General features: G+C 47.0%; 12 protein-coding genes. All 12 read right to left on the bottom strand.

All coding sequences use genetic code 11. The features are described 5' to 3' along the window. Position 1: 1 nt before the first annotated feature. The 12 genes from tssC to xsc all read right to left on the bottom strand — a co-directional run bounded on the left by tssC (position 2) and on the right by xsc (position 13974). Positions 2–1474 carry a type VI secretion system contractile sheath large subunit gene (gene tssC / locus K6Q96_RS19455; protein ID WP_002538781.1) on the bottom strand — a complete coding sequence of 491 codons (1473 nt, stop codon included), beginning with the start codon at positions 1472–1474 and terminating at the stop codon, positions 2–4. A 29-nt stretch (positions 1475–1503) separates the two neighbouring features. Further along, positions 1504–2016 carry a type VI secretion system contractile sheath small subunit gene (gene tssB / locus K6Q96_RS19450; protein ID WP_002538780.1) on the bottom strand — a complete coding sequence of 171 codons (513 nt, stop codon included), beginning with the start codon at positions 2014–2016 and terminating at the stop codon, positions 1504–1506. 1386 nt (positions 2017–3402) lie between these two features. After that, positions 3403–4179: a phospholipase A gene (locus tag K6Q96_RS19445; RefSeq protein WP_251882060.1), complete on the bottom strand. Its 777-nt coding sequence runs from the start codon at positions 4177–4179 to the stop codon at positions 3403–3405. 216 nt (positions 4180–4395) lie between these two features. Continuing rightward, positions 4396–4743 (bottom strand): hypothetical protein, encoded by a 348-nt coding sequence (locus K6Q96_RS19440; RefSeq protein ID WP_251882058.1) that lies wholly within the window; start codon positions 4741–4743, stop codon positions 4396–4398. 195 nt (positions 4744–4938) lie between these two features. Beyond that, the gene (locus K6Q96_RS19435; protein ID WP_251882056.1) at positions 4939–5736 is read right to left on the bottom strand and encodes an FRG domain-containing protein; all 798 of its coding nucleotides are present in this window, start codon (positions 5734–5736) and stop codon (positions 4939–4941) included. After that, positions 5733–6764: a phosphate acetyltransferase gene (gene pta / locus K6Q96_RS19430; RefSeq protein WP_251882354.1), complete on the bottom strand. Its 1032-nt coding sequence runs from the start codon at positions 6762–6764 to the stop codon at positions 5733–5735. Before pta ends, K6Q96_RS19435 begins: the two co-directional genes overlap by 4 nt. A gap of 98 nt (positions 6765–6862) precedes the next feature. Further along, positions 6863–8203 carry a TRAP transporter large permease gene (locus K6Q96_RS19425; protein WP_251882054.1) on the bottom strand — a complete coding sequence of 447 codons (1341 nt, stop codon included), beginning with the start codon at positions 8201–8203 and terminating at the stop codon, positions 6863–6865. Positions 8204–8242: 39 nt separating this feature from the next. Next, positions 8243–8794 (bottom strand): TRAP transporter small permease, encoded by a 552-nt coding sequence (locus K6Q96_RS19420; protein ID WP_251882052.1) that lies wholly within the window; start codon positions 8792–8794, stop codon positions 8243–8245. A gap of 84 nt (positions 8795–8878) precedes the next feature. Continuing rightward, positions 8879–9877, bottom strand: a complete 999-nt coding sequence (locus tag K6Q96_RS19415; RefSeq protein WP_251882050.1) for a TRAP transporter substrate-binding protein — start codon at positions 9875–9877, stop codon at positions 8879–8881. Positions 9878–10096: 219 nt separating this feature from the next. Beyond that, on the bottom strand, positions 10097–11548 hold the full coding sequence (locus K6Q96_RS19410; RefSeq protein ID WP_251882048.1) for an FAD-dependent oxidoreductase: 1452 nt from the start codon (positions 11546–11548) through the stop codon (positions 10097–10099). A gap of 30 nt (positions 11549–11578) precedes the next feature. After that, a complete protein-coding gene (locus K6Q96_RS19405; protein ID WP_434802182.1) occupies positions 11579–12010 on the bottom strand; it encodes a nuclear transport factor 2 family protein in 432 nt (143 codons plus the stop codon). Positions 12011–12162: 152 nt separating this feature from the next. After that, positions 12163–13974 carry a sulfoacetaldehyde acetyltransferase gene (gene xsc, locus K6Q96_RS19400; protein WP_251882046.1) on the bottom strand — a complete coding sequence of 604 codons (1812 nt, stop codon included), beginning with the start codon at positions 13972–13974 and terminating at the stop codon, positions 12163–12165. Between the last annotated feature and the right edge of the window lie 176 nt (positions 13975–14150).

The following is a 14150-nucleotide window of genomic DNA, read 5'->3' as shown; positions in this document are numbered from 1 at the left end:
ATTACTGATCCAGACGGCCTACCAAAGACAGTTCGAAGTTCGCGCCCATGTACTTGAAGTGAGGACGAACAGCCAGAGAAACCTGATACCAACCCGGATCGCCTTCCACGTCCATCACTTCCACTTTCGCTGCGCGAAGTGGACGACGGCTGCGGACTTCTGCCGGTGGGTTTTCCTGATCTGCGACATACTGACGAACCCAAGTGTTCAGCTCACGCTCCAGATCCTGACGTTCTTTCCAAGAACCGATCTGTTCGCGTTGCAGCACTTTGATGTAGTGCGCCAAACGGTTAATGATCATCATGTATGGCAGCTGGGTACCCAGCTTGTAGTTGGTCTCTGCTTCTTTGCCTTCTTTGGTGTTCGGGAACACTTTTGGCTTCTGGATAGAGTTAGCAGAGAAGAACGCGGCGTTATCGCTGCCTTTACGCATTGTCAGAGAGATAAAGCCTTCTTCGGCCAGCTCAAATTCTTTGCGGTCAGTGATAAGCACTTCGGTAGGGATTTTTGCTTGAAGCGCACCCAATGATTCAAACAGGTGAACAGGCAGATCTTCCACTGCACCGCCACTTTGTGGACCAATGATGTTCGGACACCAGCGGTATTTCGCGAAGCTATCGGTCAAACGTGAAGCCAGTGCGAACGCAGTGTTGCCCCAAAGGTAGCTTTCGTGTGAATCCGATACGTTTTCACGGTAGTTGAAAGACGTGATTGGGTTTTCAACTGGATCGTAAGGAACACGCAACAGGAAACGTGGTGCAGTCAGACCCAGGTAGCGCGCATCTTCAGACTCGCGCAGTGAACGCCATTTGGTGTAACGCGGGCTTTCGAAAGTAGCAGACAGATCTTTCAGGTTTGGCAACTCTTCGAAAGAGTCGATACCGAAGAACTCCGGTGCCACTGAAGACAGGAATGGCGCATGAGCCATTGCCCCTACTGAACCGACATATTGCAGCAGCTTCATGTCTGGAGTGCTTGGCGTGAACGCATAATTACCAACAATAGCACCCACTGGTTCACCACCAAACTGGCCATAACCTGCTGAGTAAACATGCTTGTAAAGACCAGATTGCGTGGTCTCAGGAGCAAATTCAAAATCATCCAGCAGTTCTTGTTTCGTAGCATGGAGCACTTCAATTTTGATGTTTTCGCGGAAATCAGTGCGGTCAACCAGCAACTTCAGGCCACGCCATGAAGATTCCATTTGCTGAACAGGCTCGCTGTGGAGGATTTCATCCATCTGGGCACTGATTTTCTTATCCAGTTCAACCAGCATCTGGTCTACCAGAGCTTTGTTGACTGGTTCTTCCTGCTGGTCTGAACCAATCAGGTTTTCAATGAATGCAGCTACACCTTTTTTGGCAACATCATAGCCTTCTTCGCTAGGTGCCATGCGGGTTTGAGCCATGATGTCGTCGAGCAGACTGCCAGATTCATAGGCAGAACTCTCAAGCGTTTTCTCTTGTACGGACATTAACAAAATCCTTTTCTCTTCTGCGTTGATTACTGTTCGTCAGCCGGTTGCTCTTCAGCACCCACCAGCTCCAGTTCAGCGAGTAATTTCTCGCGGGAATCTTCAGATGCCAGCAGCTCTTGGAGACGGGCGCGGAAAGCAGGGATATTGCCTAACGGGCCTTTGAGAGCAACCAGTGCTTCGCGAAGCTCAACAAGCTTCTTCAGCTCAGGCACCTGGTTTGCTACTGAATCTGGGGAGAAATCCGCCAAAGACTTGAACGACAATTCGACAGGAAGATCTTGACCTTCCTCTTCTGTCATCACGTTTGGCACTGAAGTAGTCACCGAAAGGTTGCTCTCTCGCATGACCGAGGTGAAGTTGTTTTTATCGACAGATACGGCTTCGCGTTCTTCGATTGAGGTGTCTTCTGGGTGACCTTTGAAGTCGCCCAAAACGACCATTTTCAGCGGGAGTTCAATCTCCGCCTGAGCATCGCCGGTTGCTGGAACGTATTTAATGTTAATACGTTCTTTTGGAGCAACACTTCCCTCTTTCGCCATTTTACGCTCTCCTTTCGCTATAGAGACTTTACGGATTAAACATGTTTAAGCATCGATTTCACGCTGCATTAAGGTGTTATTCAAATCGGAGAAAAACACTTCAAAGCAGCCAACCTCTCCTGCTACATCCGAGGCAGAAGAAATTAAGAAAAACAAACCCAAGCCGGGTTTCTTTCGTTAAGAAACGACTATGTTAGAGATCGCTAATTAATCTGTGTTTACAGCAAAAAGAACTTTGGAGGGAAAAAGAAGAGAACAAGTAAAAATTCAATGCAATGCAAAATAAATTCGCCGTAAATGCTTGCGACAAAATGCATAACATTCAATTATGATTCACTTGTTAAGCTTGTACCACCTTAGAACCTTGCCAACCAACGTCATGTATTTATTAGTATTTTTAGATACTCACAGAAAAATCCTATGGAGAAACTTTCTGTGGTTCTTATCAGCTTTTCGCTAAAACGCCTATGCCGATAACCTTCATCGAGGAGACTATATAAGCGTAAAAATTTTATAATTATGATTATTCAATAGTACGAGCATAGACAAGGTATAATTTACTAAATTACAGGCATGAAATAATAAAACCAGACCTCAGTCGCGATTTATTGTTTATTGGACAAATGACTCAATAAGGGGCATTACAAAAGCATTAGAAATGAAGTTGGTACAAATCACCTACTTTCTTAAATAAGATGAAACGAATAAAAAAATTAATTACATATTTAATTGTAGAGAAGAGTAACTATAAACCAAATAAACACTAGCCAGTGCTATTAGATTGCTTGAATATTACGCCAACTTTAGCTACCCCATAAAACATCTCAATACTGTTAAAACCTAGGGTATCTCTAGTCTGGTAACGGGTTTGCCACTTTCAACACTCTCCCCAAGCACTTCTACCCTGGCCTGAAGATTCAAGGTTGAGGTGGGCAGCTAACGTCACTCCTAGACGCGCCAAACGCAGTCATACTTCTTCTCATCAAGAGAGCCAGATATCAACGCAAAAGAACCAAAACCAGCATATGCCATATCAAAATGAGTTGGCACAACAGTATTCTTCACTTCATCGGTCCCTCAGTTATAGAAATGAATCTGACATGATACACAGCAAATTGCAGACCAATATTGTCACTCCGAGTATTCAAAGAGTTAGACACCTGCTCTTACCAGTCTAAGCAATTTATTGCCTGAATCTCAGGTAAGTCTTTGCCAGGCTGGTCAATTTTTGCCCTAAGCATGCTGTCTAACTCTGCTAACGTTACAAAATAACAATTAGAACTTAAGCATGACAAAAGAACCAGATACAGACCTGTACATATTTCATGACGTAAAATTAATTTACGCCCAACATTTCATACTTAATTCATAAGGTCTCTTAATGGGTTAGAAACTAAATGCAACACCCACACCGTAAGCCGTTTCATCGAAGCGATAATTTGACACAGTAAGTCCATATCCGGTTTCTGCCTTTAGATAACCTCTCAAGCCTTGGTAGATAGGTAAGTTCCAACTGACACCGTAGTACAAGTGATCCAATTCATCAGCAAACAGGTTACTGACTGTCAGTTTGACTTCTTGTGTTTCTGTGGGCTGCCAACCTACTGTTAACCGTCCATAGCCCAGAAAATCGGAAATATCAGGATTGTAGGTTACGTTTCCTACCCTGACCCATGGTTTAAAGCTTATATAACCCCACGCCCAATCTCTTCTGGCATCAACATAAATGCGGTTCCAGCTCACCTCATTGTCACCACCGGCCCCGTTAGATTCATGCTCAGCACCAATGTCAATTTGCCAAGCCTCCAAATTCAGCCGATAGAAAAGCTCAGGGTTATAGGAACTGTCTCTGAAGTAGGCAGATGTATCGTAGGCTTCCCAGTTAGATCTCTGGGTATAGGCCAGGTAAAGACCGTCTTTTCCAACTTCAAACAATTGGTACTTTGCACTGAACTGGAACTGTATAAACGTGTCTTTCGCTTCTGTTCCATTCGGGTTTAGGGGTTCGAACCGTTGTTGGTTAACACGACTTTCTTTGTAGAAAGGAAGGAAGTAATTGTCTTTATGGGCAGATAGTCCTTCGACAGCTGCTGCTGCACTTAAGGGGAAAAACAACAGGCTGCTGATCGAAACAAAACCCAGTGCCAAAGATATAGATCTCATCAATACTCCCTAGTGTATATCGCACTTCATGCGCTCAACTGACTAATTCGGGAGTATAGACAGAGCTAAACCTTGTCAGGTCACCCTTTTAGAGGGTGACTCAGCAATGATTCATTCGCCGCAATCTAGAAAAGGCTTGCCTTAATGGTGAATCTTAAGAGCCCAGAAGAAACGTTCGAAGACACTTTAGCCTCCATCGATGCTTTCTTGAAACCCTTACACCTGAAAGCCTTGTTGCTGGAAACGCACATTCCATTTACCCTTGTTTTCTTTCTCGCAGTTTTCTTCCGTATCAAATTGCACGTGCTTGCTCATATCTTTCACTTTGATATCGATAGAATCCAACGCATCTTTGATATGCCGATGAAAGCTTTCTTGGTTGGCTAACGCCAAATTTGCCTGGGTGTCAAAGACACAAACGACGTTTAGAGAGTTCGGGAATCTGTCGTAATTTACAAAGTGGGTCAGCCACTCGAAGCCATCGCTTTCTGACTGGGCAATGTCACACACTTGGGTTAGAGCCTTTCTTAGTGAATTATCGATCTTCTTGTCTGTCTTTCTCACATCCCTCACCTTTCGAGTTTCAAAGCGCATTTTCTGTTTTACAGCATGTTAGGTTGGACTGAGGGCAAAGACCAGTTCGGTGTCGACCGTTTAGATTGAAAATTCCTACAATCAATGAAAGTTGCTTCACTCTAACTGCTGATCTTCGCCAGTGATTAGAGGGAACCCCTTCGTGGGTAATGGAGACAATAGCGATCAATCAAAATCAAAATCAGACACGTATTTTTTCTTAAATTGCTGCAAATTCTCAGCTGCCTCGCCCTGCATCTCAGCGCCAGCGAAACGGTTATCCATAGGCATCCAACCGTATGGGTTGTTGTCGTACATTAAGTTCACATGGCGACACAGACCGAACAAGTTGTTGTATATAGAGTGTTCATTGACCCCAAACTCATTAAGCTCTTGAATAATCTTAACTTTTAGATCTGGCATGATCGGAAGCTCAGTCAACGCGGCATGCATTCCTTCTTCCTCCTCCAATGCAGTGAATTGAGGGCGGCCCTGAATAAGGGTGGAGGCATGCACAGTTAGCCGTTTGTTTTTGTCTGCGGCTTTTCCGTAAACTGGCATGATGTGTGTTTGTGTAATCGCAAAAGGATCATCGTCCATACCCAGTTGTGGAATACTTTCCGTGTTCAGTACATAAACAAGAGGCTGAGATCCTGAACTATGACAGGCGTACCATAGCGCCTCGTAAGGGTTAATCGTCCAGTCCAACAAACGGGTTTCCAAGCCTGCGTTGTGCGCTTTCATCAGTAAGTGGCATGTCGAAGGGTTATCAACATCGATATAGTCCCGGCCATACTCCGCGATATGCGCGAGCATCTTGGCTTCCGTTTCTACGGTTTTGGTATGACCCCGAGCCGCCTGAGGGAGCAATTTGCAGCGGATATTTGGCTGACCTCGAAACAGCATGGTTTTGTTAGTTTCGGTGATATTTTCAACCGCTACCGTAAAGGCAGACAGTGAGTCTATATAGTTAATATGATTCATAATTTCCTCGCATTGGAGTAGCCAACTGAGCTGTTTATCTCTTTTTGTACGACCGTCACCGCGATAACGTTAACAATGTCATCCACGCTGCAACCCCTCGATAAGTCATTCGCTGGTTTTGCCAAGCCTTGCAACAAAGGACCAATCGCAACCGCTCCTCCAACACGCTCTGCCAGCTTGTAGCAAATGTTGCCCGCCTCCAGGTTAGGGAAAATGAGGACATTCGATTTCCCTTTTACGTTGGAATTAGGCAGTTTCTTCTTCGCGATATCCGCGACAATCGCCGCATCCAATTGGATATCTTCATCGATAGCAATGTCCGGCAACTGCTGCTTTATCCGTTGAGATGCCCTGACGACCTTGCTGACCGATTCGTGCTGTGCACTGCCGCTGGTTGAAAAAGACAACATCGCGACTTTCGGTTCTTCCATGAGTAAGGTTTCTGCATTCTTCGCTGCTGCAATAGCAATGCTCGCCAGTTCTTCGTCGGAGGGATCAATCACCAGCCCACAATCTGAAAAAATCAGTCCTCCTTTCAAGGTGTGGAAGGGCTGGCACAGCATCATCAGAAAGAAGCTGGACACAATCGTGCTGGTGCCATCCAATCCAATGATTTGTATTGCGCTGCGAACCACATCTTTCGTTGTGTGCACAGCCCCAGCGACTGAGCCGTCTGCGAGTCCTTTGGCCACCATAAGGTTGGCAAAATTGAGTGGCTTAAGCGTTTCTTGCAATGCCTGCTTAGGCGTGATGCCTTTCTTTTTCCGAAGCGATAGATACAACTCCGACAGAGAGGCTGTGAGTGGGCTGGATTGAGGTTCTATCACTTCAAAATCATCCAGTCGAACGTCAGCTTCATCAGCGGCCATTTGTAGCTTCTCTCTTTCTCCAACCAGAACGACCTTTGCAATTCCGCCTTGTTGAGCCTGAGCGGCAGCGATGAGAATCCGTTTATCATCGCCTTCACACAGCACAATTTTTGAGTCCAACTTTTTCGCTTTCTCAATAATGTTGTTTAGCGCTTTCATCACTTACTGCTCTCTTAACGTCACTTTTCAAAACCCAATATCCCTATGGGATTTCATCCGAATATCTCTAAACAAAGCTTTCGTTTGTCTACTCCTCTTTATGAGCCCACCAGCGAAGGAAGCCATAGGGTGAGTTGTGGGAAGAAGGCAATAACAAACACGCCAAGCACAGAGGCAAAAACGAAGGGATGAATTCTTGAAGTAATTTGCTCGACGCTCGAACCGCCGATACCGGACGCGACAAAAATGTTCTCTCCCAATGGCGGCGTTGCAAAGCCAATGGATAAGGTACAAATCACCACGATCCCAACATGCGTAGGGTCTGCACCCAGCATGTACATGATGGGCAGAAGCACAGGCACAATGATCATGATCGCCGCCAGGGTTTCCATAAACATGCCGATAAACAGCAGTAGCATGATGGTCAACGCCCAAACCAAGTACATGTTGTCCGTGACACTCAATAGCGCATCAGCCACATGAACCGGAATTCGCTGCTCGATAAGAAGACGCCCGAAAACCGTGGCGGCGAAGAGAATCAGCAAAACCCGGCCGGTTATCCATGTTGTGGTGGTTAAAGACTTAAGCACATTCTTAAATTTCAGTTCTTTATGTAAAAAGAACCCCACAAACAACGAGTAGAAAATCGCCACCACCGCCGACTCGGTTGGCGTAAAAATGCCACTATAGATCCCGCCCAGTATCAGAAAGGGCGCAAGAATCGACCAAACACCCCGACGCAACGAGTGGTTGATATCAGGAAGAGACCAGGACTCCATCAAGCCTTTGTAGCCACGACGTTTAGAGATGTAGTAGTTGGTCAATATCAGGGTTGTCGCCATTATCAGTCCGGGAACAACACCTGCAATAAACAATTTGGGGATGGAGACAGTATCAAACTCACCATGCAGGGATATCGCTTCTGGCGGTGCCATCAACCCCATCGCAGAGATACCGAAGATGACAATAGGTATGGACGGAGGAATGATTATCCCTAAACCGCCGCTTGCGGCTGTCACCGCTGACGCGTAGCTCGCTTCATATTCGCGTTTCACCATTGCAGGAATCATCAGCATGCCCACTGCTGCCGTGGTCGCTGGCCCTGAACCGGATATCGCACCGAAGAAAAGACAGGCAAAAACCGTTGCAGCACCAAGTCCGCCTGTTACCGGGCCTGCCATGTTTTCTGCAATATCGACCAATCGGCGTGATATACCAGAGGCTTCCATCAAGGCTCCGGCCAAAACAAAAGATGGCAGAGCCATCAGTGGAAAGTTCCCTACAGACGTGAATGCGATTTGCACCAGTGCAATAGGGTTTTTATCCAAAATCAGGTAGGCCGCCATCGATGCGCCAGCCAAAGAAACGGTGATAGGTGCCCCAAGCACCAACAGAACTAAAAAACCACCAAATAAAATGAGTGTTAAATAGGCTTCCATAAGGTTGAATCCCTTCTCGCTATCTTTTCACCGCCGGGCCTATGGCAGCTTGGGAATATCCATCTTTTTTTCGCTGAGCTTGCGGATCTCTTCTGCCTCTGGGTCATCGTGTTCAATACCTTTTAAGCGATCGATGACATTCCATAGAATCCGTATCGACATCAGCAAAAACGCGATGGGCAAAATCATGTAGATGTACTTCATTGGGATACCGGTGGTTTGAGACTTCCAAAACAAGTTCATCTTGTTGAAAACAAAGTCATAACTCAGGTAAACAAAATACAGATTGAAAGCAATCCAGAGCAGATCGGCGATCGTCTCGCAGACGGTTTTTACGACGGGTGGAAAGTAGTTAAAGTGGAAAGAGACTCGGTTATGAGCAGACATTTTTGCTGCGACAACAGCACCTAAATAGGTAAACCAAACGAATAAATAGGTCGCGACTTCATCACCCCAAGGAATGGAGTATTGGAAAAACTGTCTAACCAAGATCTGCGTAAACAAAAGCGTGACAAATACCGCCAGAAACAAGCAGCAGATGTATTCTTCAATCCTGTTTAGGTGACGACGCACTGTTAACATTATCGACATGCTCTTACTCTCAACGTTCAGGCTTCAAGGGTGAGTTCAATAGCTAACCCGTCGGACACGTTCCGTGTCCGACGGGTATTTCGATTATCGACCGAGCTGTTTCAGTGCGTTATCCAGTTTTTCTTTACCACCGATACTGCTGTAGAACTTCGGCCAAACAACAGTTGTTACACTCTCAATCCATTCCTTCTCGTTATCAGCCGGTTCGGCGATTTCCATGCCTTTTGCTACCAGCTCTTTCTTGATGCGATCTTCGGTATCTTTAAGAAACTCAAAGCTATGTACCGTCGCTTCCTGACCCGCCTCTAAAATCGCCTTTTGCATTTCGGGTGATTGGTCCTGGAAGACCGACTCACTGATGATGAGGGGCTCCATCGAGAAGATGTAACGGATATTGGTCACGTACTTCTGTACTTCATTGAATTTCATGGCAGAAATAGTGATATAAGGGTTGTCCTGACCATCAACCACACCTTGCTGGAGGCCGGTAAAGGTCTCTGACCACGCCATGGGTGTAGGGTTAATACCCAGCGCCTGATAGGAAGCAATCATGATTTCATTTCGGGGAACGCGGATCACCAGACCTTTTAGATCTTCAGGCGTTTTGACAGGGCGTTTAGAGTTGGTGAGAACGCGGAAACCTGAATACGCCCAACCAACAATTCTGACGCCTGCATCACGTATGGTGTTCTCTACAAGCTCTTTACCAATATCGCCTTGCGTCAGTAGTCTCGCCTCTTCAGCTGACTGAATCACATACGGCATAGTCAACAGGCCAACAGTGGGAGAAAAAGGCGTCACGTTGTTGATGGCCAACACAGAGAAATCAAGCAAGCCAATAGCTGCATTGTTAACTGTGTCTTGCTCGGTACCTAACTGGCCATTGGGAAAGAGGTCAACCTTAGCTTTACCACCCGTTTTATCACTGAGTTTTTCAGCAAACGTTTTACCCAGTTCCCATTGTGTACCACCAGCAGCATCACCCAGCGCCATTTTGAATGTTTGAGCGTATAACTGCGGAGTGGTCAGCGCTATGCTGAAAGCGGTGACAATAGCGAGGACGTTACTACGAATTAATTTCATGATCTTAACCTCTTTAATTAATGTATTGGTTCTGACTTTCCTCGGGTGCTAGCCACCCAATGCAGGCGGCAAAACGTTGCTTTAGATTTCGGTGTTATTGTCCCAAACCAACTGAATTCTCCGTTTACAGCTGGTTTGGCGTCATGCTTGGCTCCATCAAGCAGGTGCGCTGCAGCGAGCGTCTATCAATTTCTGATTCGAATACATGTGCCTACATCACTAAAGCACTTCGTCTTTTAAGTGATACCAACGGTATAGGAATCGCTGCCCTAGCCGTCGAAACGGTGCAAAGTATTCGGATTCAACAAGCTCTCTCACATTTGGATAAGGCAACTTTGACTGGAAAATAGGGAGATTGAGGTCTTTGGTATCCTCCGCAATCCACTGCGCTAACCGTTTGCCAGCCTGCGCGGAGTACATCACGCCATTGCCGCCATAACCCAATGCGTAATAGAGGGTCTCGGATTCGTTTGGCTGAAAAATTCTTGGCATCATGTCATGGCTCACATCCACCCAACCCCACCATGAGTAATCGATACTAATGCCTTGCAAAGCAGGGAATTTTCGAACCATGTCCGCGTATAGCTTGTCCTCATACTTCTGTTTTGGCGCATCGAACCCCGTAATGGCGCTACGCGAGCCAATTTGTAGCCGGTTATCAGGAAGTAACCGGTAGTAATGCCGAAGAACACGGGTGTCTGTGAGAATCCGAGTTGTTCTGAAATTGCATGCCTCAATTTCTGAGGGTGTTAAAGGCCGGGTTACCATGGAATTAGACAATATGGGCAACAGGCGGTTTTTCAGCTGAGGATGCAGCGATTGAGAGGTATAGCCCCCCGTTGCGATACCTACGCTTTGCGCTTTTACCGTACCATGCGGTGTTTGAAGGTAGTGGATACCCTTTCGTGTTTCCCACCCGGTCACTGGGCTTGCAGGGTGCACTTTCACCCCTAAAGCGCGTGCCTTCTTCAAATAACCAAAGGCCAGCTTACCTGCGTGAATGCCAATACCTTCAGGTTCATGCAGTGCCCCTGCTGCTTCCACATCGTTGACGTATTGTTCTTTGACGGTCTGGGCATCAAAAATTTGAGCATCATAATTAAACGTTTTACGAAGCAGCTGCGCCTCTTTGACTAGCCCGGGCATCACCTTCGCACGGTGCGCAATATAGAGATGTCCGCCCGGCTGGGGATCACAATCGATGTCTTTGATCAGCGATTTGAACGTTTCCATGCCATCTACACACTCTTGATGCATGCGAAGCGCCGTATCTAACCCCCATCGCTCTATCCACTGTGAGCGCTTTAGCCGGCCGGAAGCACATTGAGCCTGACCGCCATTTCTGGTGCTGCACCCCCAACTGGTGCGGTTCGCCTCTAGAACAGTCGCTTTAATGCCATAGTTTTCTGCCAGAAAAATAGCAGCAGTCAGTCCGGTAAACCCCGAACCAACGATCACCACGTCGGCATCAGTATCACCGGGCAGCGGGCCATCGTCTTCCGGTGGCGTACCCGCCGTACCAATCCAATATGAAGGAGAATAATCCCTACCCTTTCCTGGCGTCGCATCCACTAGGGGATCGTAGGCGGGGTCATAAGCATCAACTGCTGGCGTCGGGGAGCGGGAGAGCTCCTTTTCGACACCAGATATCTCTTGAGTGGCTGATTCCATTGCTTGCTCCGATATCAATAGCTAAAACAATCAAACCACTAAGGCAGGTCTGTCTTTGCGGAAGGCATTTTTCACTGCAATCTTGCCGTCACGGAGCGTAAACACATCCACCATGCGCGCTTCTATCCGGCTGCCATCAGGTTTTGTTGCACAGAAAGTAGACTCAGTGATGGCTTTGCCCCCGGATAAAATCGTGTGCTCTGCATCTTTCCAACACACATCAGGAAAGGTTTTCCACACTTGCTCAAATGCGTCGCGGACGGCATCAAACCCTGAAATAGTGGTGCCTTGAAGTTCATTACCGGCTGCGGTAAGAAAAACGCAGTCATCCGTCATAAATGTCATCAGTGCTTCAACATCGTGGTCATTCCACGCTTTCGAAAACGCGTCCAAAAAATCGGTGGTGATGGAATCCGGTTTTGCCTGAGTCATAGGGTTGTTCACGTTAAAACTCCTTTTCATCCGCGGTCAGCGCTTTAAGCTGAACCTTGTTATTTTTGAAATCTGTCTCGGGTTAATTTTTAAGAGAGGTCTGGCCGAGCGCACTCAGCCAGACACTCACTCTTTATTTAAAGAATTTCCTTTCTCGGTGCTGTCGACTTCGCGACACGCGGTTAAACGTAATCCTGATACTTTTCGAGGAAGCGAACAGGTGTAGAAAGCGCATCACGGCGGAATGGGTCTCCCAGCTCCTGAGTACACATGATTTCAATCACCGTGGTTTTCCCTTCGTTCATTTGTTTGTCGATGGCTGCTTTGAGTGCTGGGCCAACATCTTCCAAACGATCCACAGTGACACCTTCCGCACCCATCGCACGTGCAATTTCTGCGAAGCTTTGGTTATCCAGTTCGCCCGCCACAAATCGACGGTTGTAAAAATCAACCTGATTCTTCTTCTCTGCGCCCCATTGACGGTTATGGAATACCACTGCGGTGACTGGGATGTTGTGTCGTACACAGGTCATGGTTTCAACCAGGCTCATTCCCCACGCACCGTCACCAGCGTAAGAAATAGCGGGTCTGTCTGGTGCCGCCATTTTTGCGCCAATAATGGTTGGGAAAGCGTAACCACAGTTACCGAAGCTCATTGCTGCGAAGAAGCTGCGGGGCTTTTCGAATCTTAGGTAACTGTTAGCAATGGAGTTGATGTTGCCAATGTCGGTAGAGACCATGACATCCTCAGGCATGGCTTTTTCAAGCTCGCGCAGGACTTGGCGCGGATGGAGGTATTCGCCACCGGAAAATGGCGTTTCATTCGCGTTGTGCTCAATCATATCGAGGCTGAAAGCGTCTTTTTCATGCGTCCACTCATCCAGCTCTTTTTCCCAGGCATCTTTTTCCTGTTTCATGATGCCAAGACGCTCTTCTTTATTGCTGTCGCATGCCAGTTCTCGGCTGCTTAGCCGTTCAGTCAGTGCCACCGCTGCCGCTTTCGCATCACCACAGATACCGACTGAAATTTTCTTCACCAATCCCAGCATTTTGTTGTCAGCGTCAATCTGGATGATTTTGGCGTTCTGCGGCCAATAATCGAGACCGTGTTGTGGCAAGGTGCCAAATGGCCCCAGACGGGAACCCAACGCAATAACAACGTCTGCTTGCGCGATCAATTTCATCGCCGCTTTTGAGCCTTGGTAGCCCAGTGGACCGCACCATTGTGGGTGTGAAGCAGGGAAAGAGTCATTGTGCAGATAGCTGTTTACCACTGGCGCACCTAAACGCTCAGCCAGCGCTTTACACTCTTCCACAGCATCAGCCATCACCACACCGCCACCGGAAATGATCACTGGAAACTTGGCTTCTGCGAGAATATCAGCGGCCTCATTCAAGCTTTTCTCACCGCCAGGACCACGGTCTAAACGGGCAGGTTTTGGAATTTCACAAGTGATTTCGCCATAGAAATAGTCGCGCGGAATATTCAGTTGCGTTGGGCCCATCTCGCTCATGGCTCTGTCAAAGCAGCGACCCGTATACTCCGCCATTCTTGCTGGGTGAGTGACATGTCCTTGGTATTTGGTGAACTCCTGAAACATTGGCAGCTGATTACACTCTTGGAATCCGCCCAAGCCCATTGTCATGGTTCCTGTTTCCGGTGTAATCATCACCACTGGACTATGTGCCCAGTAAGCCGCCGCTATCGCAGTCACACAGTTACTGATTCCCGGGCCATTCTGTCCAATCACCACCCCATGATTCCCTGATACACGTGAGTAACCATCTGCCATGTGCGCTGCACCTTGCTCATGAACCACCGGGATCATTTGAATACCCGCAGGCGCGAAGATATCCATCGCATCCATGAATGCAGAACCCATGATGCCAAACATCGTTGTGACGTTGTTTGCGACCAATGTTTCCACGAATGCTTCTGATGGCGTCATCTTGGTTGGACCTTCAACAACAGTGCGCATCGATGATTCACTCATAATGTTCTCCTTGCTAAATTTCATATTATGGAATTAAATGTTTCGTTATACGGAATTTGAAATTTAGTTAATGCCATGTTTCGGGATTGGTCAATAAAAAATTTGAATAACGGAATTATTGGTATCGAAATTCTCACCAACGAGAAATCGCCTCGTTGGTAAAAACAATTCAATAG

The sequence above is a fragment of the Grimontia kaedaensis genome (assembly GCF_023746615.1).
GTDB classification, from domain to species: domain Bacteria; phylum Pseudomonadota; class Gammaproteobacteria; order Enterobacterales; family Vibrionaceae; genus Enterovibrio; species Enterovibrio kaedaensis.
Note: the sequence above shows the minus strand (reverse complement) of the source record. Positions and strands in the feature narration are given on the sequence as shown.

Bases quoted from the DNA above. Each gene is read 5' to 3' on its own strand.
- K6Q96_RS19405 (WP_434802182.1), bottom strand. From the start codon at position 12,010: ATGAAAAGGAGTTTTAACGTGAACAACCCTATGACTCAGGCAAAACCG.
- tssC (WP_002538781.1), bottom strand. From the start codon at position 1,474: ATGTCCGTACAAGAGAAAACGCTTGAGAGTTCTGCCTATGAATCTGGC.
- K6Q96_RS19410 (WP_251882048.1), bottom strand. From the start codon at position 11,548: ATGGAATCAGCCACTCAAGAGATATCTGGTGTCGAAAAGGAGCTCTCC.
- K6Q96_RS19435 (WP_251882056.1), bottom strand. From the start codon at position 5,736: ATGAATCATATTAACTATATAGACTCACTGTCTGCCTTTACGGTAGCG.
- pta (WP_251882354.1), bottom strand. From the start codon at position 6,764: ATGAAAGCGCTAAACAACATTATTGAGAAAGCGAAAAAGTTGGACTCA.
- tssB (WP_002538780.1), bottom strand. From the start codon at position 2,016: ATGGCGAAAGAGGGAAGTGTTGCTCCAAAAGAACGTATTAACATTAAA.
- K6Q96_RS19420 (WP_251882052.1), bottom strand. From the start codon at position 8,794: ATGTCGATAATGTTAACAGTGCGTCGTCACCTAAACAGGATTGAAGAA.
- K6Q96_RS19445 (WP_251882060.1), bottom strand. From the start codon at position 4,179: ATGAGATCTATATCTTTGGCACTGGGTTTTGTTTCGATCAGCAGCCTG.
- K6Q96_RS19415 (WP_251882050.1), bottom strand. From the start codon at position 9,877: ATGAAATTAATTCGTAGTAACGTCCTCGCTATTGTCACCGCTTTCAGC.
- K6Q96_RS19425 (WP_251882054.1), bottom strand. From the start codon at position 8,203: ATGGAAGCCTATTTAACACTCATTTTATTTGGTGGTTTTTTAGTTCTG.
- xsc (WP_251882046.1), bottom strand. From the start codon at position 13,974: ATGAGTGAATCATCGATGCGCACTGTTGTTGAAGGTCCAACCAAGATG.